The organism is Pyxidicoccus trucidator (genome assembly GCF_010894435.1).
Taxonomy (GTDB): domain Bacteria; phylum Myxococcota; class Myxococcia; order Myxococcales; family Myxococcaceae; genus Myxococcus; species Myxococcus trucidator.
Window position 1 is genome coordinate 395189 of the sequence record NZ_JAAIXZ010000010.1, and the last position, 20707, is coordinate 415895.

Consider the following 20707-nt stretch of genomic DNA (forward strand, 5'->3'; position numbering starts at 1 on the left):
GCGGGCCCGACGTAGGGAGGGGGGAAGCGTTACCCCTACAGCGGAGCCGTCCCCATGTACCTCGCCCTGTTGGTCGTCCTCGCTGCCTCCCCGGCGACACCCCAGACGTGGAAGTTTGAAACGGATGGCACTCCACAGGTCCACATCGCCAATGTAGATGGCGCGGTCCGCGTGGATGCGGTAGACGGGAATAGCGTGATATTCGAGGTGGTTAGGGAAGCCCCGGAGAGCGCGCGGAACAAAGTCGAGGTCGAAGTCGTCCAACAGGGCGACGTGGTGAGGGCGCAGGTGTGCTGCGGGCCGTGCGAGGCAGAGCGGCACTCGTGCCGGGGTGAAATGGGGTCGGTGCGGTTCGCGGTGAAGGTGCCCCGGGGGACGGAGCTTCACGTCGCCGCGGTGAACTCGGCGGTGACGGTGACGGGCGTGACGGGGGAGCAGGAAATCTCCACGGTCAACGGCCGTGTGGAAGTGAATGGCTCGGAGCGACGGTTGTCCGTGAGCTCCGTTGATGGAGAAGTGGCCTTGGCACCCCGAAAGGTCATGCCTACTTCTGTGAGCACGGTTTCAGGGGATGTCCGGCTGAAGCTGCCGGCCAAGGCGGATGCGAAGGTGGAATTCAGCTCCGTCGGAGGAAGTTTCAACGGGAGTTCCGTCGCGCTCGGCTCGAAGCAGAAGAGCTACGGCGCCGGCTCCCAGGAAGTGGAAGTCAGCACGGTGAGCGGCGCGCTCACCGTCCAGGAATAGCTTTCGAGGCCCGTCAAGCACTGGGCCCGGGGTGCTCGCCGGTGAAACTCCAAGGCGCCGGCGAGCACTCATTTTTCAGACAGCCCCGGGTACCCGAGTGGGTGCCCGGGGCTTCGTCTATGCGGCGGGCGGGGAGACGGCCGCCCCGGGGCTCCGGTGCTCGGCGCCAATGGCGTCGCGGGCCTGGCTGAAGCCGTCCCGGGCGAGCAGGGCGGCCAGCCGGGGGAGGAGGCGGCCCACCATGCCGGGCCCCTCGTAGATGAAGCCCGTGTAGACCTGCACCACTGTCGCTCCGGCGCGCAGCTTCTCGTACACGTCCTCGGCGGTGAAGACGCCGCCCACGCCGATGATGGGCAGGGCGCCGCCGCCGCGGAGGTACGCGCGGCGGATGACGGCGTTGGCGGGCTCGCGCACGGGGGCGCCGGACAGGCCGCCGGCCTCCTTCGCCAGCGGGTGCTCGAAGGGCCGGGCCACGGTGGTGTTGGTGGCGATGAGGCCCGCGAGGCCGCAGGCGCGCGCCACGTCCACCACCTCGTCCACGGCCTCGGGGGTGAGGTCCGGGGCAATCTTCAGGAACAGCGGCTTGCCGGGGGCCACCGAGGCCAGCCGCTCCTGCACGGCGCGCAGCAACTGGCCGAGCTGCTCCGGCTCCTGCAGCTTGCGCAGGCCGGGGGTGTTGGGGGACGAGGCGTTGACCACCACGTAGTCGCCCAGCGGCGCGAGCGCGTCCACGCAGGCCACGTAGTCGTCCACCGCCTTCTCCAGCGGCGTGTCCTTGTTCTTGCCGAGGTTGACGCCCAGCGGGCCGGGGCGCCACGTGCGCGCGCGCAGGCGCGTGGCGGCGTCCGTGGCGCCGTGGTTGTTGAAGCCCATGCGGTTGATGATGGCGCGGTGCTCCGGCAGGCGGAACAGGCGCGGCGTCGGGTTGCCGGGCTGGGGCCGGGGCGTGAGGGTGCCAATCTCCACCGCGGAGAAGCCGCAGGCGAAGAGGCCGTCCACGGCCTCGGCGTCCTTGTCCAGGCCGGCGGCCAGGGCCACCGGGTGGGCGAAGCGCAGCCCGGCCAGCTCCACGGCCAGGCCCGGCGGAGTGCCGCGCAGGGCGCGCTCGCGCAGGGCTTCACACAGGCCGCGCGAGCGCCCCAGCTGGTGCAGCCCGGCCATGCCGAGCCGGTGCGCGCGCTCCGCGGAGAGCTGGAAGAGGAGCGAGCGGGTGAGTCCGTACATGTGCGCGCCGGGGCCTAGGCGGGGATGAACGAGGACTGCCGGGCCCAGGCGAGCGTCTGGTCCACCTGCTCCGGCGTGAGGATGCCGTTCTGCTCGATGATTTCGATTTCCCGGCGCATGTCCGTCTCGAGCAGGTAGGGGCCGTCGGTGTTGATGGTGAACTTCACCTTGCGGTCCCAGAAGGTGCGGATGATGTGGCGCAGCTCCTCGACGCCCTCCACCGCCTTGGTGTGGAGGTTGGAGGTGGGGCACAGCTCCAGGACGATGTCGTTCTCCCGGAGCACCTTCATGGCGGGCTCGTCGTAGGCGGCGCGGATGCCGTGGCCGATGCGGTGCGGCTTGAGCTTCTCCACCACGGACATGACGCCCTCGGCGCCGGTGCCCTTCGTCTCGCCGGTGTGCACGGTGCACTTGAGCCCGGCGCGGCGGGCGCGCGCGAAGAGGTCCTCGTACTCGGCCACGCGCTCGGCCTTCAGCTCCATGGCGTTCGTCTCGGTGCCGGCCAGGTCGATGCCGTACACGCCGCGCGAGCGGTACTTGATGGCCTTGTCCACGATGATGCTGTTGAGCTTGTGGTCGAACTCGCGGGCGAGGCAGAAGATGAGCCCCATCTTCACGCCGTACTCCAGCACCGCCCGGTCCATGCCGCGCAACGCGGCGTGGATGATGTGGTCCAGGTCCAGCTCGGAGTTCAGGTTGCGCTTCATCGGGTTGAAGCGCAGCTCCATCTGCGTCACGCGGCTGCCGCGGTACTCCTTGCCGATGACCTCGTAGACGGAGCGCTCGATGGCGCTGGGCGAGGACTGAATCTTCTCCGTCCAGGTGTGGAGGATCTTCAGGTAGTCGTCGAGGCTCCCGACCTTGCCGGGCCGGGAGGTGATGAGCTCCACGAAGTCGAAGTAGTTTTTGACGGGGAGCTTGAAGCCCTGCTGATGGGCGATGGACCAGAGGATGTGGGGCGCCACGGCGCCGCCCACATGGATGTGCAGGTCAATGAGTTCGCGTGCCATGGCGGCATGTATGCACAGTGCCGGGCGCGCGTAAAGGTTACCGCCGGAGCAGGACGTACACCGCGCCGGCACCTCCGTCTTGCGGACGTGCGGTAGCGAACGCCAGCACCAGGTTGCCGATGCGCTTCGAGGACAGCCACGTCTTGAGGCCTGCCTTGAGCACGGGAATCTGGTCCTTTGAGTTCAACCCACGTCCATGGACGATGAGGACGCACCGCCTGTTGGCGCGGCGGCTGTCCGTCAGGAAACGTTCCACGGCCTCCCGGGCCTCGGCCTGCGACATGCCGTGCAGGTCCAGGCGGCCCTGGACGGAGAAGTCGCCCCGGCGCAGCGAGCGCAGCAGGTTCCGGTCGATGCCCGGTCCCGCGCCCTCGATGTATTCCTCCGTGTCGGAGACGTCGAAGTCGCCGGGGCCTGCGACGAGCTCGGAGAGCTGGGCGAGCGCCTCGGCGTTGTCGTCGATGATTTCCGGCAGGCGCGGGTTGGGCACGGGGGCCTCGCCGCGGTGGGTCATCTGCTGCACGCCGTCCATGGCGGAGTAGAAGAGGGCGGCCTCGTCGGCCTCGCTCACCTTGGGGGCCTTCTTCGCCTTCGGTGGGGGCGGCGGGGCCTTGCTGCGCTTCGCGGCCTCGGCCTCGGCGGCGGCCTTCTCCTGGGCCTCCTTCTTCTCCTGGTCCTTCAGCGACTTGATGGCCGACTTGAAGGGGTTGTTGTGGAACGCCTCTTCCTTCTTCTTCGGGGGGCCCTTGCGCTGCTGGCTCATGGCGGGGTGCGTCCTCGTCGTGGGCGATACCTGGGTTTAACCCGTCCCTACAGTCCGCGCAGGCGCCGAATCTCTTCGTACGCGTCGCGGACTTCCTGGAAGCGGCGGGTGGCCTGCTCGGCGGCCTGTCTTCCGGCGTGGGCGGCCTTGTCGGGATGGTGCTCGGCGGCGAGCTGACGGAAGGCCCGCTTCACCTCGGCATCCGTGGCGTCCGGGGTGAGGCCGAGCACGGCATAGTGCTCGTCGCCCTCGCCCAGGTAGTGGGCGGCGACTTCCAGCTCGTCCTCCTCGGAGACCCCCAGGCCCCGGGCCGCGCGGCGGAGGGCCTCCCGCTCGGAGCGCTGGAGGGCGCCGTCCACCAGCGCCAGCTCGAAGAGGGTGTCGAGCAGCCGACGGCGCTCGGCCGAGGGCATCTGCTCGCCACAGGCCCTCGCGGCGGCCTCCAGGTCGGGCGGGCGGGCGAGGAAGGTCTTCAGGTGTCCCCGGACGAGCTGGAGGGACTCGGGCCCATAGCCGAGCACGGTCTCGAAGTAGCGGCGCACCTCGCGCACCTCCTCGCGGCGGACGTCGCCGTCGGCGTGGGCCACCTCGATGAAGAGGGCGCAGAGGTCCCGGGTGAGCGCGTCGTCGGGTTCGTCTTCCTGGGGCCTTGTCGGGGGGCGGTGGGTGTTCCGGCCCGCCACGTCGGGCCGGTCCTCCTCCCAGTCCCGGGGGACGGGCGGGGTGAAGTCGGAGAGCACGTCCGGGGTGTTGGTGAACACGGCGTGCTGCTCGTCGAAGCGGTGGCCTACGAAGCCCCCGGCGGCGGCGAGGAGGATGATGGCGAGCGGGTGTCCGATGAGCAGCCCCACCACCAGCCCGACAATCGCCCCCAGGACTTTTCCCGCGCCCATGACCGAGGTTTCGCTCCCTTTCCAGCGGGGAGCTTCGCATAGAGTGCGCCGCGTTATGGCCCACTTGATTGATGGCAAGGCAGTGGCGGCGCGGGTGCGGGCGGAGGTGAAGGCGGAGGTCGAGCGGCTCAAGGCCGAGCGCGGCATCGTCCCCGGGCTCGCCGTGGTGCGCGTGGGGGAGGACCCCGCGTCCAAGGTCTACGTCACCGGGAAGAAGAAGGCCGCCGAGGAGGTGGGCTTCAACTCCTGGGAGCACCACCCGGATGAGCGCATCACCCAGGACGAGCTGCTCGCGCTGGTCCACAAGCTCAACGAGGACCCGGCGGTGCACGGCATCCTGGTGCAGCTGCCGCTGCCGAAGCACATCGATGCGGACGTCATCATCTCCGCGGTGAAGCCGGAGAAGGACGCGGACGGCTTCCACCCGATGAACGCGGGCAACCTGCTGCTCGGGCGGCCGGCGACGCGGGCGTGCACGCCCTACGGCATCATGCGGCTGCTGGAGGAGATTGGCTGCAACCCAGCCGGCAAGCGAGCGGTGGTGGTGGGCCGCAGCAACATCGTGGGCAAGCCGATGGCGCTGATGCTGCTCCAGAAGAACGCCACCGTCACCATCGCCCACAGCAAGAGCGACGTGCGCCGTGAGGTGGAAGACGCGGACATCGTCGTGGTGGCGGTGGGCGTGGCGGAGCTGGTGAAGGGCGAGTGGATCAAGCCCGGCGCGGTCGTCATCGACGTGGGCATGAACCGCAACGCGGACGGCAAACTGGTGGGCGACGTGGAGTTCGCCAAGGCCTCCGAGCGCGCCTCGTACATCACCCCCGTGCCGGGCGGCGTGGGGCCGATGACGATTGCCATGCTCATCCGCAACACGCTGGAGGCGGCGGCGCGCGGCGGGAAGTGACGCCCACGGGCCCTACACCTAGGTGCCAGGGGCCTGGCCGCGCAGCCAGCGCTCCAGCTGCGCGCGCTTCTTCCCGCGCAGGCTCGTGCCCAGGCTCATCTGGTCGAAGTTCCACCGGGTGTGGCGCCGCTCGGCCACGGCAGCGAGCCAGGACGGAAACCCGGCGGGCTCGCACGGCCCCAGCCCGAGCTCGTCGCGATGCACCTCGTCGCTGTCGAAGGACGTGTCCTTGGAGCGCAGCAGGTCCGCGGGATTGGACTCGGACACGGAGACGGAGAACCAGTTCGCCGAGCGGCTGTCGACGGAGAGGTGCACCTGGTGCCGATAGGCCGGGAAGCCGTTGAACGCGGGCGAGGAGATGTGGACCTGGAACCAGAAGGCTCCGGGCTCGCCAAAGCCCAGCTCCCGCGCGAGGTCGAGCGCGGGTGAGCGGGCCTGCCGGGCGGTAATCAGCGCCTGCATGCGCGAGAACAGGTCCTCCATCACCGGAGTGGAGCGCGCGTGCGTGCGCAGGAGCTGGAGCCGGTCCAGCTCCCAGTCCTGCTGGCTCACGGCCCGCTCGACATGGGGGATGAGCGCGTCGAGCGAGGCCTCCGAGGCGTCCGCGGCCAGCACGGCGAGCAGGTCCAGCGACACCTTCTCGCTCGCCACGGCGGCGGTCTGGAGCGCCTGGAGGACGCGCGGCTGGGCCGCCAGCGCCTGGAACTTCGCCCGCTTCTGCTTCGAGCCCCAGGCGTAGGTCGTCTGCAGGTCCAGCAGCGTCTGCATCGCCGCGTCCCACTCGGCGGCGAGCGCGTCCGCGCCCAGGTCTCTCCGGACGAACTCTCGGAGGAAGAAGGCATGGGGCGTGTGGTCGGCCTCCATCAGGTCCAGGACGGCATGGATGACGGGCACCGGGAGCCGCCGGCACGTGCGCGCGAACAACCAGGTGGGGTGGTAGCTGGGGTGGTCGCTGTCGCCGATGAGGCTCACCGCGGCCTTCGCCGCCAGCGCGGGGTCCACGTCGTCCGGGAGCGCCTTGAGGGCGTCGAGGACGCTCGTCGACCGCTCGTGGTACGGGGTCCGGAGGGCCGTCTCGATTTCGAGCAGGGTGGGGTGCTTGGGCATGACCACGTCCAGGTCCAGGTTCCTACATCCACGCCTGCCGCAACTAGTACCCACTCCCCACGATAATTGGAAAAGTCATTACTCCAGGGGGAGCCTCCGTGTCCTTGTCCATTGGCCGTGACCTGATTGGCGGCATCGCGAAGCGCCTCGGAGTGGGTGGAGCCGAGCAGACGCGCGCGACGACCCAGCCCGCCAGTGTCTCCACGCCGGAGCCCCAGCAGACCCGCGTTCCAGGGTGGGATGGCACGAGCTCCTTCGAGGCCGAGTCCGCGCAGGGCGCCGCCACCGCGCGGCAGCTCGGTGGGCCTGCCGCCGCGACGCGTCCGGACCTCGGGCAGATTCAGCGCGACTACCAGGTCGAGGACGACCAGGTCGTGGAGTGGAGCCCGAAGGCCGGCGGCTTCATCCCCATTCCCTTCACCCCCGAGTACGACATCACCGCCACCGAGGCGAAGATGCTGGACGGGCTCTCGGCGTCGCGCGGGCTGGTGGGCCTCAACACGTTCAACAACATCAAGGACCAGGCCCTCGAGACGTCCACGCGGCTCTATCCGCCCCCGAGCAACGCTCCGGGCCATGTGCCGGAGGACCGGGTGGGCGAGTGGAAGGGCCAGGACGGCCACCGTGACGCCTTCCGTCACGCCTACTGGAATGCCCTGATGACGCGCGAGTTCGGCGCCGAGTGGACGCAGCAGTTCGCCACCGCGCACGAGGGCCTGCCGGGCAACCCGGCGGACCGCGAGGCGATGGACCTCTACAACAACGAGGTCGGCCGGCAGATTGCCATCGCGAACCCCAACGCCTCCCCCGAGGAGCTGGCCACGCTGGTGCAGCAGGCCGTGACGGATGGCCGGACGGTGGTGCTCGACCAGCGCGGCGAGCTGCAGTGGAGCGACCGGGTTCCGCTCTGGCAGCACGGCCTGACGGACAACGTCCCGGGCCAGGGCGGCCAGCCGCGGCCTGACGGAAACGCGAGCCCCGACCAGTACTGATTGGTGACAGACTCCCGTAGGATGAGGAACATGCGACGCTGGCTGTGGATTGGCGTCGCGCTGTTTCTACTCGCAGGGTTAGGGGTCTACCTGGTGTCCACGTCGCAGGCGGGAGCGTTTGACTCGGAGCTGTGGAAGGCGCAGCGGGGAACCGGCGCGGACAAGAATCCACGCGTCGGGATGGTGGTCGAGCTGAAGAAGAAGCATCTGCGCGAGGGGATGACCCGAGAGGACGTGCAGAAGCTGCTCGGCGAGCCGGACCAGCGACGGGGCACCAGCGAGGTGTACGAGCTGGGGATGTCGCCCGTCGGCGTCTCCTACGAGTACCTGGTCATCGACTACGACGGTCAGGGCAAGGTGATGCGGTTCCGCGTCACCCGGAGCTGAGGCGCTTCCTTCGGCGCCAACGCCAGGGCCTCAGCGTCCAGACGAGCCCCACCATTCCCAGTGCCACCAGTGCGCCCGACGGCTCGCCGCCACAGCCGCACCCGCTCGCCGTGTCTCCAGGGCCCGGACGGGCGCCCTTCGGCCCTGGGTGCATGGGCGCGAGCGCCAGCGCCCGCTCGATGAGCTGGGCCCGTGCGCGCTCGAAAGCCGCCGGGTCGACGGGCACCAGGTCCGGCCAGGGGATGAGCTCGCGGGCGACCTGTTCGGCGAAGGCGGGGTCTCCGCGCTGTGAGACGAGCATCAGCCACTCGTAGTCCTGCACTCCTGCCCGCAGCAGCTTGAGCCGGAGGCTGGGGAGCGGCACCTCGGTCTGCCCGCCAATCCTTCCGGGCGAGCCGGGGTAGAAGAGCGTCCCGTCGCCATTGCCGCCGTAGAAGTGCTGATCCGTCCAGGCGGAGGGAAGCCGGGCCGCGGTTTCGTAGTAGGTCTCGCCCGCGGCGCCCAGGAGGAACACCGTCCAGGCCATGGCGCGGTTGAGGTTGGCCGGGTGGTCCACCATGTACGAGGGCCAGTGCTGCCTGCCGGTCGGCAAGCCCGCGCAGCCGTGGCTGGTGCAACTCTGATACATCCACAGCGACGTGCCGGGCCGCGCGAGGAAGGCGTCGTAGTCGGCTCGGCTCGGGCCCGCGTCGGTCGCTTCCAGCGGGGGCATGAGCTGGACGATGACCGACATGCGGCCAATCAGCCCGTCCAACCCATTGTCCCGTGCCATGGGCAGGGAGGTGGTCACCATGCGGATGAGGCTGGGAGCGGAGCGCTCGAGCATGCCCGCGCGGGCGCGCAGCTCGTCGAACGTCGTGAACTGGGGTGGCTCGTCGCCGGTGTAGTCGTACGCGCGCGCGAGCCAGCCGCGCGCCGAGAAGTGCTCCACGAACGCCGCGAGCGCGGGTTCTTCCAGCGGGCCCATGTACCGGGCGCTCGTCATCCTCGCCCCGCGCAGCCGGGTGGGGGCGGTGCCATCCAGCAGCGGCGCATACGCCGCGTCGAAGCGCTCCCACCCGGTCGCGTCCGGCTGGAGGGCGAAGATGTTGGAGATCGTGAAGCGGTGGTCGAGCGCCAGCCGGGCGTACCGGTCGAGCAGCTCCACGCGCGCGCGCTGTCGCTTCCGCAATCCGCGCGCCCGGTGTGTGCCTCGCAGACGCGGTCCGCCTCCAGGCCGAACGACGTGGGATAGGAGGGTGTACTCGGTAGGGTGACGTCGACGACGGTGAGTGTCACGGGGACGGAGGCGGTGAAGCCTCCACCGGCGCGAAGGTCCACCACGCCCTGATATCTGCCAGCGGGAGCGTCCTCTGGAATGAGCACGTCCACCCAGAGCGCCCGGGCCTCGTTCGAGGGCACGTCGAAGGGAAAGGCGTTGCGTGGCTCACCGGCGACTTCGTCCACGGCGGGGGTGAGTGCATCCGGCCACGGGCCCGGTCCACCGGGGCCGCCCGATGGGTGGGTGACTACCAGGAAGTCCTGCCGGTACAGGGTGAGGTGGCTGCTTCCGATGCGAGCGGGACCTTCCAGCGCATCCAGCCGGGCCGTCACTCCTGTCGCGCCGCTGTCCCCGCCATGCACCACCACCTGGAAGCCGAGGGCCTCGTTGCGCGCGCCGAGCAGCTCCACGGGAGCGGCGGCGCGCGGTGGCGTGTCCGGGCGCACCTTCACCATGAGGCTCTCGCCATACACCTGGGGGCTGGCGAGCACGGACAGGCCCACCAGCGCCACACCCAGCGCCAGCGCTTCCGGCAGTGACCGCCACCGCGTTCTCAAGCCCTGCTCCCATCCAGAGGTGGCACGGAGACGATGGGGGCAAGTCGTCCCCGGTCCCACCTGTCCTCCAGGGCAGAGGCACCTCGCTGTAGACACGAAGACGCACGCTGCGGCGGTCCGTCGACCTCAGTGCATGGGGGCGGGGCCGGTGGGCTGGTCAGGTGGCCCGGCTCGACTCATTCAAGGCGCGGAAAGTGACTTCGCAGCTCGCGCATCGGCCTGCGGAGCCCTGCCTGCCGATGCGGGAAGTTGCTCTACAGCTCACATGCCCCTGCACTCCCGGGGCGGTCGACGGCCGGAATGAGCGTTCCTTCCGCTTCCGCCCGCAGGTGGGTAGCCCGACCCCGAGCGGCCGACGGCCGGAATGAGCGTTCCTTCCGCTTGTGCCCGCCTGAGGGAGCCTTGGCCCAGGGCGGCCAACGGCCGGAATGAGCGTTCCTTTCGCTCGCGCCCGCCGCAGGGAGCCCCGACCCCGGGTGGTCGACGGCCGGAATGAGCGTTCCTTCCGCTCCCGCCCGCCGCGGTGAGCCCCGACTGCGGACGGCCGACACCCGGAATGAGCGTTCCTTCCGCTTCCGGTCGCGCCACGGAGCTGGCCGACATGCTCGCACCGGCTGGGTGAGGCCCGATCAGCGGGTGCCGTCACCCATGCTGCCGCCGCCGGTGTACGAGCTGCCCCCCGTGCTCGAGCCGCCGCCCATCCCGCTGCCCCCGGTGCTGGAGCCGTTGCCGGCCCCCCGGGGCCCCCGGCGACTGTCCGCGCTCGAACCTCCCGAGCTCCCGCCACTCCTGCCCGACGCCACCGAACTCCCGCCACTCCTGCCAGAGCCACTCGTGCTGCTGCCATGCCCTGTGCTTGCACTGGCGCTGGTGCTCGCACCACCGCTCCCGTGCGCGCTGCCCGCGTCCTGGGCCGGGCCCCGCGTGCAGCCTCCGCCCACGAGTGAGACCGACACCAGGGCCCCGACCAGCATCGCGCCCTTGACGTTCTTCCGCGTCATGACGGTTCTCCTCCTGACCCTCGCGGGTCCCCTCAAGGGTGGGGAGTAGCTCGCGGCGCCGGTATCGCTCCCGGGTGTCGGTCATTCCCGGGTGTCGGTCAATCCCAGGTGTCGGTCATTGCGACACGCGCTGACGGCTCTCAACGCGAGGGCGCGAACCGCCGACGCCGGGCTCGGCACCGAGGCCACGCGGGAGAGGTTCAGTCAGGGGCACTGCCGCCCTGGCCGGAAACCCGTGCTGCTACGTGGCTCCCGCTGAGCGGCCCGATACGTCTGTCAGGTGCCTCGTCGCCCTGGCCGCAAACCCGGGCTGCTGCGTGAATCGCCCTGAAGGACCTGGGCCCGAAAGCTCACGTCGCGCAGCGGCCCGGGCAGGGGCAGGTGATGCACTCCAATCGCTGGCAGGAGCCCTCGGAACAGTCCGCGTCTGAGGAGCACCCGGAGATGCAGTGCGCATCTTCGTCCGGGCAGCCCACGCACGCATGGTCGATGGGGCACTGGGAGCTGGACTGGCAGACACCACCGGCGGGGACACTGGGGTTGTCGCGGGTGCGGGGCCCGCAGCCGGCGAGCAGGCCCAGGGCGAAAGTGAGGAGCACGAGAGTTCGCATGCCCCGTTCCTGTTCATGGCCTGTGCCAGCGAACGCGCCCTGGCAAACCCATCCGGAAGCAGTGCGCGAAGCTGACACCCGGAGCCGGGAGGACTCAGATATCCGAGGCCCCGGTGCGCAGGGTTCGCGATGAACAGTGGCATGTGCGGGTCGGCGAACGGCTGATAGGGTTGGACCCGAGCCCAGGGTGGAAGAGAACAGGGGAGGGCGCAGACATGCCGACGCGCGAGGAACGCATCACGGGTGGGGTGTATGGACTGTTGATTGGCGATGCGCTCGGCGTCCCCTACGAGTTCCACTCGCCCCAGCAGATTCCCTCGCCCGAGGCGATTGAGTTCGAGCCTCCCGCCGGCTTCCAGCGCGCGCACGAGGGCGTCCCGCCGGGCACCTGGTCCGACGACGGAGCGCACGCGCTGTGCCTGCTGGACTCGCTGCTGTACCAGGGGCGGCTGGACCCGGAGGACCTCGGGCGGCGGCTGGTGAACTGGTACGAGTGGGGCTACCTCGCCGTGGACGGCAAGGTGTTCGACGTGGGCATCCAGACGAGCACGGCCCTGGCGCACGTCCGCGCCGGGACGCCCGCGCTGATGGCCGGGCCGAAGGGCGAGCAGGACAACGGCAATGGCTCGCTGATGCGCGTGCTGCCGATGGCGCTGTGGCACCGGGGAGACGACGCGAAGCTCGTCTCGGATGCGATGGCGCAGTCGCGGGTGACGCACGGGCACGCGCGCTCGCAGGCGTGCTGCGCGGTGTACTGCCTGTGGGCGCGGCGCATCCTCGAGGGCGCCGTGGACCCGTGGGCGGACGCGCTGTCCACGTTCCGCGAGCTGTACCCGGAGGGCTTCGAGGTCCGGACGGAGCTGGACACGCACATCGCACGTCCGGACGCGGAGGAGCCTCCGGGCACGGGCTCCGGCTACGTGGTGGACTGCCTGCGCTCGGCGCGGCAGTGCGTGGCGTCGGGCGGCGACTACGAGGGCGTGGTGAAGGCCGCGGTGCGACTGGGGCGCGACACGGACACCACGGCATGTGTGGCCGGTGGAATCGCCGGGCTCATCCATGGCGTGCAGGGCATTCCCGAGCGGTGGCGCTCGGCGCTGCGCGGACAGGAGCTGCTGGCGCCGCTGCTCCAGAAGCTGCTGGCCCACGCGAAGGGCTGAGTCCCCTCAATCCCCGGAAACGGAACTCGCGGCTCAGGACCGGAAGGCTTCGCGGATGCCGTCGCGGCGCAGCGTGAACAACATCCAGATGGCCACCGGCACGCCGATGACGCACCCGGGGGACAGGATGTACAGCGCGGTGATGCCACCCACCGTGGCCAGCCCGTAGCCCTTGAGGTTCAGCGCGTTCATCGCGCCCCATGCGGACAGCACTCCGCAGAGGATGCCCACCAGCAACATCAGCGCGAGGGCGGGACTGAGCTCCAGCGTGGTGGGCGTGGCACCCGCGGGGACGAAGGGGGACGTCACCTTCATCGCGGCCAGGATGAAGCCCGCGATGTTGTAGATGATGTTCAGCACGCCCACGCACAGCAGGAAGAAGGCCGGCGCACGGACGATGTTCAGCGCCTTGTGGCGCGGGTCGGTAGGGGGGAGCTGGATTCCAGGACCGCTCATGAACGGGCTCTCAGGGCGCTTACGATCATCCGCGTCGCCGGGGACTTGTTCAGCGTGTAGAAGTGGATGCCGGGCACGCCGCGCGCCAGCAGCTCCATGCACTGCACCGTCGCGTGCGCCACGCCGAGCTGCACCAGTGCGTCGGGCTGGTCCTTCACCCGCTCCAGCTGCAGCGCCAGCCGCATGGGCACGGTGGCTCCGCACATCCGGGTGAAGCGCTGGATCTGCTCGTAGTTCGTAATCGGCATGATGCCAGGGACGATGGGGACGTTGATGCCCGCGCGCCGTGCCCGCTCCACGAAGTCGAAGAAGAACGCGTTGTCGAAGAACAGCTGCGTCACCACGAAGTCCAGCCCCGCGTCGACCTTCTCCTTCAGATGACGCAGGTCGTCGTCGCGGGACGTCGTCTCGACGTGGCCCTCCGGATAGCACGCCCCTCCGAGGCAGAAGTTGAAATCCTCTTCTCGGATGAATCGCACCAGCTCCGACGCGTACTGGAACCCACCCGTCGCCGGGGTGAACTGCTGCTGCCCTTGCGGCGGGTCTCCCCGCAGCACCAGCACGTTGTCCAGCTTCGCCTCGGCCAGCCGCTTCAGCAGCTCGCGCAGCTCCTCCCGGGTGTGGCCCACGCACGTCAGGTGCGCCATGGCCTCGATGCCCGTCTCCTGCTTGATGCGCGTGACGAGCTCCAGCGTCCTGTCCCTCGTGCTCCCGCCGGCGCCGTAGGTCACCGACACGAAGCCGGGCTGCAGGGGCGCCAGGTCTTCCAGCGTCTTGAAGAGGTTGGCGACACCCTCGTCCGTTTTCGGCGGGAAGAACTCGAACGAGAAGCAGGGGTTGGATGGATTCAACCGATTACGAATCTTCATGTCGGCCCCAGTGTAGACGTTCCCCGTCGGCCTTGATCGGCCAAGTCTCGCGGCTATAGTCCGCGCCGTTTTCCACACCCCTCCAGGAGAGATTGATGGCCCGGCGTACGCCCCTCAACGAGGCCCACCGCAAGTTGGGCGCTCGCATGGTCGACTTCGCGGGATGGGACATGCCGGTCCAGTACTCGTCCGTCATCGGCGAGCATGAGGCCGTGCGCAACGCCGTCGGCCTGTTCGACGTCTCCCACATGGGCGAGGTGGAGTTCTCCGGCCCTGGCGCCCTGGAGACGGTCAACGCCCTCATCTCCAATGACCTCGCCCGCATCTCCGACGGGCAGGCCGTCTACGCCGGCCTGCTCAACGAGCAGGGCACCTTCGTGGACGACATCGTCGCCTACCGCTTCAGCCCCGAGCGCATCTTCATCTGCGTCAACTCCAGCAACCGCGAGAAGGACTTCGCCTGGATGAAGGAGCACGCGAAGGGCGTGAAGCCCGTGGACCGGGGCGACGACTTCGCGCAGATCGCCGTGCAGGGCCCCAAGGCCGGCGGCCTCGTCCAGCGCCTGACGAAGACGGACACCTCCAAGATTGGCACCTACCGCTTCGCCGAGGGCGAGGTGGCGGGCGTGAAGAGCATCATCTCCCGCACCGGCTACACCGGCGAGGACGGCTTCGAGCTGTACTGCGCCCCGGACGACGCGGTGAAGCTGTGGGACGCGCTGCTCACGGAAGGCCAGCAGGACGGCGTGAAGCCGTGCGGCCTGGGCGCGCGCGACAGCCTGCGCACGGAGATGAAGTACGCGCTCTACGGCAACGACATCGACGACCAGCACACCGCGCTGGAGGCCGGGCTCGGCTGGATTGTGAAGCTCGACAAGGCCGCCTTCATCGGCAAGGACGCGCTGGTGGCGCAGAAGGCCGCCGGCGTGAAGCGCAAGCTGGTAGGCTTCGAGGTGACGGGCAGCGGCATCCCCCGCCATGGCTACGCCATCCACAAGGACGGCAAGCCGGTGGGCGAGGTGACGAGCGGCACCATGGGCCCCTCCGTGAAGAAGCCCATCGGCATCGGCTACGTGCCCGCCGAGCTTGCCGCGGAAGGCTCCACCTTCGACGTGGACGTCCGCGGACGCCCCGTGCCCGCCGTCGTGGTCAAGACTCCGTTCTACAAGAAGCCCTGAAACCTCCAGCCCCTTTTGAGGAGCAACGACATGGCCGATTCGATTCCCGGCGACCTGAAGTACACCAAGGAGCACGAGTGGGCCCGCGTCCAGGGCAAGGTGGTGGTGGTGGGTGTCACCGCCCATGCCCAGGAGTCGCTGGGTGACGTGGTGTACGTGGAGCTGCCGAAGTTGGGCGCCACCATCACCGAGGGCAAGCAGTTCGGCGTCATCGAGTCCACCAAGGCCGTCTCGGAGCTGTACTCGCCGGTGACGGGCACGGTGGTGAAGGTGAATGACGCCCTGGCGGACAACCCCTCCACCGTCAACACGGACCCCTACGGGGCGGGCTGGATTGTCGAGGTCGAACTGTCGGATCCCAAGCAGGTGGACGCGCTCATGGACGCCACCGCGTACTCCAACCTGCTCAAGAGCGCGTAGCACTGAAGCGCTACCGCCACGCTGTTAGTGACGGTCCTCGATTTTTTGACCTCCGACTCGCACGCGAGCCCGACTGCCATGTCCCTGAATTGGAAGTACCAGGAGTCGTTCTCCGGCCGTCACAACGGCCCGGATGAGCACGAGCTGAAGCAGATGCTGTCCGCGCTGGGCGTCACCTCGCTCGAGGCCTTCATCGAGCAGGCCGTCCCGCCGGCCATCCGCTCCAAGGAGCCGCTGAAGCTCGCGCCTCCGAAGGGGGAGCACGAGCTGCTCGCGCAGCTGGAGGCCATCGCCGCGAAGAACCAGGTGTTCCGCTCGTACCTCGGCATGGGCTACCACGACACCCACACGCCGAACGTCATCCTCCGGAACATCTTCCAGAACCCGGGCTGGTACACGCAGTACACGCCGTACCAGGCGGAGATTGCCCAGGGCCGGCTGGAGGCGCTGCTCAACTTCCAGACGCTCATCATGGACCTGACGGGCCTGGAGGTCGCCAACGCCTCGCTGCTCGACGAGGGCACCGCCGCCGCCGAGGCCATGGCGCTGGCCGTGCACCAGAAGGGTGACGGCTCGGGCGTGGCCTTCTTCGTCTCCGACGCCTGCCATCCGCAGACGGTGGACGTGGTCCGCACGCGCGCCCTGCCGCTGGGCGTGGACATCGTCGTCGGCGACCACCGCACGGTGGACCTGGGCGCGAAGAAGTTCGTGGGCGCGCTGGTGCAGTACCCGGCCACCGACGGCGTGGTGCACGACTACCGCGCCTTCGCGGACAAGGTGCACGCGGCGGGCGGCCTGCTCGTCGTCGCCGCGGACCTGCTGAGCCTCACGCTGCTCACCCCGCCGGGCGAGTTCGGCGCGGACGTGGCGGTGGGCAGCGCCCAGCGCTTCGGCGTCCCCATGGGCTACGGCGGCCCGCACGCCGGCTACTTCGCCACGAAGAACGCCTACACCCGCGTCATGCCGGGCCGCATCATCGGCGTGTCCGAGGACGCGCAGGGCCGCCGCGCGCTGCGCATGGCGCTGCAGACGCGCGAGCAGCACATCCGTCGCGAGAAGGCGACGAGCAACATCTGCACCGCGCAGGTGCTGCTGGCCGTCATGGCCAGCATGTACGCCGTCTACCACGGGCCCAAGGGGCTCAAGGCCATCGCAGAGCGCGTGCATGGGCTCACCGTGGTGCTGGCGCGCGGCCTGACGAAGCTGGGCCTCAAGCCGAAGTACGAGCAGTTCTTCGACACGCTGCGCGTGGAGCTGACGCAGCCGCAGGTGCGCTCGGTGCTCGGTGCCGCCGAGGCGGCGCGGATGAACTTCCGCCGCATCGACGAGAAGACGCTGGGCGTGGCGCTGGACGAGACGACGCGGCCCGCCGACGTGGAGGCCATCCTCTCGGCCTTCGCCTCGGGCGCGGGCAAGGCCTCCGCCCCGTCGCTGGAGGAAGTGGGCGGCAACGTCGAGAGCCCCCTCGAGCCGGCCCTGCGCCGCACCAGCGAGTACCTCACGCACTCCGTCTTCAACAGCTACCACTCCGAGACGGAGATGCTGCGCTACATCCGGCGGCTCGAGGCGAAGGACCTGTCCCTCACGCACTCGATGATTCCGCTGGGCAGCTGCACCATGAAGCTCAACGCCACTGCGGAGATGATTCCGGTGACGTGGCCGCAGTTCGGCCGGCTGCACCCGTTCGCCCCCACCTCGCAGGCGGCCGGCTACAAGGTCATCTTCGAGCAGCTGGAGCACATGCTGACGCAGGTGACGGGCTTCGCCGGGTGCTCGCTGCAGCCCAACGCGGGCAGCCAGGGTGAGTACGCGGGCCTGCTCGTCATCCGCGCGTACCACCAGAGCCGCGGCCAGGCGCACCGCGACGTGTGCCTGATTCCGTCCTCCGCGCACGGCACCAACCCGGCCTCCGCCGTCATGGCGGGCTACAAGGTGGTCGTCACCAAGTGCGACGAGGACGGCAACATCGACCTCGTGGACCTGCGCGCGAAGGCGGACGAGCACAAGGACAAGCTCGCGGCGCTGATGGTGACCTACCCGTCCACGCACGGCGTGTTCGAGGAGGACATCAAGGAGATCTGCTCCATCGTCCACGAGCGCGGCGGCCAGGTGTACATGGACGGCGCCAACCTCAACGCCCAGGTGGGGCTCACCGCGCCGGGCCTCGTCGGCGCGGACGTCTGCCACATCAACCTGCACAAGACGTTCTGCATCCCCCACGGCGGTGGCGGCCCGGGCATGGGCCCCATCTGCGTGGCGAGCCACCTGGTGAAGTTCCTCCCCGGCCACCCCGTCATCCAGACGGGCGGCTCGGAGGCCATCGGCGCCATCTCCGCCGCGCCGTGGGGCAGCGCCAGCATCCTGCTCATCTCGTGGATGTACATGACGATGATGGGCGGCGAGGGCCTCACCCAGGCCACGAAGCTGGCCATCCTCAACGCCAACTACATCGCCGAGCGGCTCCAGCCGCACTACCCGGTGCTGTACCGCGGCAAGCGCGGCAAGGTGGCGCACGAGTGCATCGTCGACCTGCGCCCGCTGAAGAAGACCTCGGGCGTCGAGGTGGAGGACGTGGCGAAGCGGCTGATGGACTTCGGCTTCCACGCGCCCACCGTGTCCTTCCCGGTGTCGGGCACGCTGATGATTGAGCCGACGGAGAGCGAGTCGAAGGCGGAGCTGGACCGCTTCTGCGACGCGATGATTGCCATCCGTCAGGAGATTCGCGACATCGAGGAGGGGCGCATGCCGAAGGACAACAACGTCCTGAAGAACGCGCCCCACACCGCCCGCGTCCTCACCGCCCCGGAGTGGAACCGGCCCTACTCGCGCGAGCAGGCCGTCTTCCCGGCCCCGTGGGTGCGCGACAACAAGTTCTGGCCGTCCGTGGGCCGCCTGAACAACGTGCTCGGGGACCGCAAGCTCGTGTGCTCGTGCCCTCCCATCGAGGACTACATGACGGACTCGAAGGCCGCCGTGGCCTGACGTCTTCAGCGCCCGCCGGGGTTTCCCGCCGGGCGCCACTTGCAGTCGACGGGGCCGTCTCCCTCTTCGCGGGGAGGCGGCCCTTCGTCTCTCCGGAGCCCTGCGGTCCGTGCCTGCCCGCCTGCCCTGGGGCCCTGCCGCCAGCGGGACGGCGTCATGCCAGGGTGCCGGGCGGGACCGGCAGCTTGTTCGTGCCAATGCTCATCGTCTCGTGGGTGACGGTGTGGGTGGACGAAGGAGCAACGAGTGAACCGCAACCCTCCCCAGGCAGCGGAGGACTCCCGGCTGTCGAGCAGCACCCCATATCTGGACCAGATCCTCGATGGGGGCTGGCTCCGAGGGGGCCTGTACATCCTCACCGGGCCCCCGGGCACCGGGAAGACGACGCTCGCCAACCAGATGTGCTTCCACCTGGCGAAGCAGGGTGAGCCCGCCGTCTACGTGACGATGCTCACGGAGAGCCACTCGCGGCTGTTGCTCCACCTGCGCACGCTGGAGTTCTTCGAGAGCGACCTGGTGGGCACGCGCGTCCACTACGTCAGCGGAGTCCACGCGCTGAAGGCGGGTGGGGCGCATGGGCTGCTGGAGCTGCTCACCCAGGTGATGCGGGACAAGGCCGCCCGGCTGCTCGTCATCGACGGGTTCACCGTGGTGCGCGAGCGCATCCTCGCGCACGTGGAGCTGCGTGAGTTCCTCCTGGCGCTGTCGGTGAGGGCCAGCCTCACGGCCTGCACCATCCTCCTGCTCAGCTCCGAGGAGGGGCCGGGCGCGGATGTCGAGCACGTCATGGCGGACGGCATCCTCTCCCTCACGACGGAGCACGTGGGGCTGAAGTCCACCCGGGGCCTGGAGGTCATCAAGTTCCGGGGCAGCAACAACCTCCCCGGGAAGCACACCTTCACCATCGACACGCACGGCGTCTCCGTCTACCCGCGCTTCGAGGCGCTCAACCCGGACAACTCCGAGCAGGTCACGGACTCGGACCGTCGCTCGCGGTGGGGCATCGCCGGGCTGGATGCCATGTGCGGCGGCGGGCTCGTCACGCTGTCGTCCACGCTGCTGATGGGCAGCCCCGGCGGCGGGAAGACACTGCTGGGGCTCCACTTCCTGGTGGAGGGCGCCAGGCACGGGGAAGGGGGGCTGTACTTCGGCTTCGCGGAGCGGCGGGGGCAGTTGTTGCGCAAGGGCGACTGCGTGGGGCTCCCGTTGCGCGAGCTGGAGGCGTCCGGCGCGCTGCGCCTGGAGACGCGCGCGCCGGTGGAGACGCTGCCGGACGCCATGGCGCAGGAGCTCCTCGAGCTGGTGGACGCCCATCACTACCGCCGGGTCGTCCTGGACGGCCTGGAGCCCTTCGCCCGGGAGGCCATGGACCCGGGACGCGCCCCCCGCTTCGTCGCCGCGCTCCTCAACGCGCTGCGGGACAGGGAGGTCACCGTGCTGCTGACCCAGCAGCCCAACGAGCTGTTCGGCCCGGCGCTGCACTCTCCCATCCGCGGGGTGGACGCGCTCTGCGACAACCTCCTCTTCCTGCGCTTCTTCGAGGTGGGCGGGCGCCTGCACCGGCTCATCTCCGTGCTGAAGATGCGCGACAGCGACAATGACCCCTACCTGCGCGAGCTGGCCATCTCCGCGCGGGGCGTGGAGGTGCGGGAGGGCTACCCCACCCTGGACGCGCTCATCACCGGGCAGCCCCGCCCCCGCGAAGACCCGAAGGCCGTGGGCCCGGATGGGCGCCCCCGCAAGTCGCGCCGTGTGCCCGCGAAGAAGAAGACGGCGCCCGCCCGCCCGCGCGGGAGGAAGCCGCGATGAGCCGCATCCTCGTCGTGGAAGACGAAGACATCCTCGCGGCCACGCTCTGCGAGGTGCTGGAGGACGAGGGGTACGAGGCCCTCACCGCGCGCAACGGAGAGGATGCGCTGCGGCTGCTCGCCGAGCGGAGCCCGGACCTCGTGCTGCTGGACATCATGATGCCGCGCATGGACGGCCTCGCCTTCCTCACGGCCAAGGCGCTGGACACGAAGGTGCAGCACGTCCCGGTGGTGGTGATGACCTCCGTGTCGCGCTCGGCGCTCCAGGGGCATGGCGTGGCGGGCTTCCTCGCCAAGCCCTTCAAGCTGGAGACGCTGCTCCAGGTCGTCGCCACCGCGCTCGCGAAGCGGACTGCGAGGGAAGGGGAGGGATGAGGGCG

The 20707-nt window shown here is 69.6% G+C and carries 20 protein-coding genes; 10 read left to right on the forward strand and 10 right to left on the reverse strand.

Annotated elements, in window-relative coordinates; translation table 11 throughout:
- Window positions 1-54: 54 nt before the first annotated feature.
- Window positions 55-744, forward strand: a complete 690-nt coding sequence (locus tag G4D85_RS49700; protein ID WP_240359526.1) for a DUF4097 family beta strand repeat-containing protein — start codon at window positions 55-57, stop codon at window positions 742-744.
- A gap of 117 nt (window positions 745-861) precedes the next feature.
- Here G4D85_RS49700 and G4D85_RS27835 read toward each other — a convergent pair whose 3' ends face one another.
- The 4 genes from G4D85_RS27835 to G4D85_RS27850 are packed head-to-tail and all read right to left on the reverse strand — an operon-like array spanning window position 862 to window position 4634.
- Entirely contained in the window at window positions 862-1968 is a 1107-nt protein-coding gene (locus tag G4D85_RS27835) for a quinone-dependent dihydroorotate dehydrogenase (protein WP_164017035.1), read from the reverse strand.
- 14 nt (window positions 1969-1982) lie between these two features.
- Window positions 1983-2978 carry an amidohydrolase family protein gene (locus G4D85_RS27840; RefSeq protein WP_164017036.1) on the reverse strand — a complete coding sequence of 332 codons (996 nt, stop codon included), beginning with the start codon at window positions 2976-2978 and terminating at the stop codon, window positions 1983-1985.
- A gap of 37 nt (window positions 2979-3015) precedes the next feature.
- Window positions 3016-3741, reverse strand: coding sequence for a Smr/MutS family protein (locus G4D85_RS27845; protein ID WP_164017037.1), 726 nt, complete (start codon window positions 3739-3741; stop codon window positions 3016-3018).
- A gap of 47 nt (window positions 3742-3788) precedes the next feature.
- Window positions 3789-4634: a TerB family tellurite resistance protein gene (locus G4D85_RS27850; protein ID WP_164017038.1), complete on the reverse strand. Its 846-nt coding sequence runs from the start codon at window positions 4632-4634 to the stop codon at window positions 3789-3791.
- Between the two features lie 55 nt (window positions 4635-4689).
- Here G4D85_RS27850 and folD point away from each other — a divergent pair, with 55 nt between their 5' ends.
- Window positions 4690-5538: a bifunctional methylenetetrahydrofolate dehydrogenase/methenyltetrahydrofolate cyclohydrolase FolD gene (gene folD / locus G4D85_RS27855; RefSeq protein ID WP_164017039.1), complete on the forward strand. Its 849-nt coding sequence runs from the start codon at window positions 4690-4692 to the stop codon at window positions 5536-5538.
- Between the two features lie 18 nt (window positions 5539-5556).
- On the opposite strand, the gene G4D85_RS27860 is transcribed toward folD, so the two are convergent.
- Window positions 5557-6645: a hypothetical protein gene (locus tag G4D85_RS27860; RefSeq protein WP_164017040.1), complete on the reverse strand. Its 1089-nt coding sequence runs from the start codon at window positions 6643-6645 to the stop codon at window positions 5557-5559.
- A 98-nt stretch (window positions 6646-6743) separates the two neighbouring features.
- On the opposite strand from G4D85_RS27860, the gene G4D85_RS27865 reads away from it, so the two are divergent.
- Window positions 6744-7637, forward strand: a complete 894-nt coding sequence (locus tag G4D85_RS27865; protein WP_164017041.1) for a DUF6973 domain-containing protein — start codon at window positions 6744-6746, stop codon at window positions 7635-7637.
- A 30-nt stretch (window positions 7638-7667) separates the two neighbouring features.
- Window positions 7668-8024: an outer membrane protein assembly factor BamE gene (locus tag G4D85_RS27870; protein WP_164017042.1), complete on the forward strand. Its 357-nt coding sequence runs from the start codon at window positions 7668-7670 to the stop codon at window positions 8022-8024.
- Window positions 8025-9005: 981 nt separating this feature from the next.
- Here the strand turns inward: G4D85_RS27870 and G4D85_RS49710 are convergent.
- The 3 genes from G4D85_RS49710 to G4D85_RS27885 form a co-directional block, all read right to left on the reverse strand.
- Window positions 9006-9842, reverse strand: coding sequence for a glycoside hydrolase domain-containing protein (locus G4D85_RS49710; protein ID WP_240359527.1), 837 nt, complete (start codon window positions 9840-9842; stop codon window positions 9006-9008).
- Between the two features lie 629 nt (window positions 9843-10471).
- Entirely contained in the window at window positions 10472-10843 is a 372-nt protein-coding gene (locus tag G4D85_RS27880; protein WP_164017044.1) for a hypothetical protein, read from the reverse strand.
- A gap of 350 nt (window positions 10844-11193) precedes the next feature.
- Window positions 11194-11454: a hypothetical protein gene (locus G4D85_RS27885; protein ID WP_164017045.1), complete on the reverse strand. Its 261-nt coding sequence runs from the start codon at window positions 11452-11454 to the stop codon at window positions 11194-11196.
- Window positions 11455-11669: 215 nt separating this feature from the next.
- Here G4D85_RS27885 and G4D85_RS27890 point away from each other — a divergent pair, with 215 nt between their 5' ends.
- Window positions 11670-12614 (forward strand): ADP-ribosylglycohydrolase family protein, encoded by a 945-nt coding sequence (locus G4D85_RS27890; protein ID WP_164017046.1) that lies wholly within the window; start codon window positions 11670-11672, stop codon window positions 12612-12614.
- A 33-nt stretch (window positions 12615-12647) separates the two neighbouring features.
- Here the strand turns inward: G4D85_RS27890 and G4D85_RS27895 are convergent, their stop codons facing one another.
- Together G4D85_RS27895 and metF are read right to left on the reverse strand one after the other, a co-directional pair.
- Complete coding sequence (locus G4D85_RS27895; protein WP_164017047.1) at window positions 12648-13070, reverse strand: hypothetical protein; 423 nt, start codon at window positions 13068-13070, stop codon at window positions 12648-12650.
- On the reverse strand, window positions 13067-13939 hold the full coding sequence (metF, locus tag G4D85_RS27900; RefSeq protein WP_164017048.1) for a methylenetetrahydrofolate reductase [NAD(P)H]: 873 nt from the start codon (window positions 13937-13939) through the stop codon (window positions 13067-13069). Before metF ends, G4D85_RS27895 begins: the two co-directional genes overlap by 4 nt.
- A 95-nt stretch (window positions 13940-14034) precedes the next feature.
- On the opposite strand from metF, the gene gcvT reads away from it, so the two are divergent.
- From gcvT to G4D85_RS27925, 5 genes are all read left to right on the forward strand, one after another.
- Complete coding sequence (gene gcvT / locus G4D85_RS27905) at window positions 14035-15117, forward strand: glycine cleavage system aminomethyltransferase GcvT (protein ID WP_164017049.1); 1083 nt, start codon at window positions 14035-14037, stop codon at window positions 15115-15117.
- A 30-nt stretch (window positions 15118-15147) separates the two neighbouring features.
- The gene (gcvH, locus tag G4D85_RS27910; RefSeq protein ID WP_164017050.1) at window positions 15148-15537 is read left to right on the forward strand and encodes a glycine cleavage system protein GcvH; all 390 of its coding nucleotides are present in this window, start codon (window positions 15148-15150) and stop codon (window positions 15535-15537) included.
- A 78-nt stretch (window positions 15538-15615) separates the two neighbouring features.
- Window positions 15616-18519 (forward strand): aminomethyl-transferring glycine dehydrogenase, encoded by a 2904-nt coding sequence (gene gcvP / locus G4D85_RS27915; RefSeq protein WP_164017051.1) that lies wholly within the window; start codon window positions 15616-15618, stop codon window positions 18517-18519.
- Window positions 18520-18765: 246 nt separating this feature from the next.
- The gene (locus G4D85_RS27920) at window positions 18766-20328 is read left to right on the forward strand and encodes an ATPase domain-containing protein (RefSeq protein ID WP_164017052.1); all 1563 of its coding nucleotides are present in this window, start codon (window positions 18766-18768) and stop codon (window positions 20326-20328) included.
- Window positions 20325-20702, forward strand: a complete 378-nt coding sequence (locus G4D85_RS27925; protein WP_164017053.1) for a response regulator — start codon at window positions 20325-20327, stop codon at window positions 20700-20702. Before G4D85_RS27920 ends, G4D85_RS27925 begins: the two co-directional genes overlap by 4 nt.
- Window positions 20703-20707: the final 5 nt, after the last annotated feature.

Bases quoted from the DNA above. Each gene is read 5' to 3' on its own strand.
- G4D85_RS27880 (WP_164017044.1), bottom strand. From the start codon at position 10,843: ATGACGCGGAAGAACGTCAAGGGCGCGATGCTGGTCGGGGCCCTGGTG.
- gcvT (WP_164017049.1), top strand. From the start codon at position 14,035: ATGGCCCGGCGTACGCCCCTCAACGAGGCCCACCGCAAGTTGGGCGCT.
- G4D85_RS27895 (WP_164017047.1), bottom strand. From the start codon at position 13,070: ATGAGCGGTCCTGGAATCCAGCTCCCCCCTACCGACCCGCGCCACAAG.
- G4D85_RS27860 (WP_164017040.1), bottom strand. From the start codon at position 6,645: ATGCCCAAGCACCCCACCCTGCTCGAAATCGAGACGGCCCTCCGGACC.
- G4D85_RS27850 (WP_164017038.1), bottom strand. From the start codon at position 4,634: ATGGGCGCGGGAAAAGTCCTGGGGGCGATTGTCGGGCTGGTGGTGGGG.
- folD (WP_164017039.1), top strand. From the start codon at position 4,690: ATGGCCCACTTGATTGATGGCAAGGCAGTGGCGGCGCGGGTGCGGGCG.
- G4D85_RS49700 (WP_240359526.1), top strand. From the start codon at position 55: ATGTACCTCGCCCTGTTGGTCGTCCTCGCTGCCTCCCCGGCGACACCC.
- G4D85_RS27870 (WP_164017042.1), top strand. From the start codon at position 7,668: ATGCGACGCTGGCTGTGGATTGGCGTCGCGCTGTTTCTACTCGCAGGG.
- G4D85_RS27885 (WP_164017045.1), bottom strand. From the start codon at position 11,454: ATGCGAACTCTCGTGCTCCTCACTTTCGCCCTGGGCCTGCTCGCCGGC.
- G4D85_RS27835 (WP_164017035.1), bottom strand. From the start codon at position 1,968: ATGTACGGACTCACCCGCTCGCTCCTCTTCCAGCTCTCCGCGGAGCGC.
- G4D85_RS27845 (WP_164017037.1), bottom strand. From the start codon at position 3,741: ATGAGCCAGCAGCGCAAGGGCCCCCCGAAGAAGAAGGAAGAGGCGTTC.
- gcvP (WP_164017051.1), top strand. From the start codon at position 15,616: ATGTCCCTGAATTGGAAGTACCAGGAGTCGTTCTCCGGCCGTCACAAC.
- gcvH (WP_164017050.1), top strand. From the start codon at position 15,148: ATGGCCGATTCGATTCCCGGCGACCTGAAGTACACCAAGGAGCACGAG.
- metF (WP_164017048.1), bottom strand. From the start codon at position 13,939: ATGAAGATTCGTAATCGGTTGAATCCATCCAACCCCTGCTTCTCGTTC.
- G4D85_RS27840 (WP_164017036.1), bottom strand. From the start codon at position 2,978: ATGGCACGCGAACTCATTGACCTGCACATCCATGTGGGCGGCGCCGTG.
- G4D85_RS27890 (WP_164017046.1), top strand. From the start codon at position 11,670: ATGCCGACGCGCGAGGAACGCATCACGGGTGGGGTGTATGGACTGTTG.
- G4D85_RS27925 (WP_164017053.1), top strand. From the start codon at position 20,325: ATGAGCCGCATCCTCGTCGTGGAAGACGAAGACATCCTCGCGGCCACG.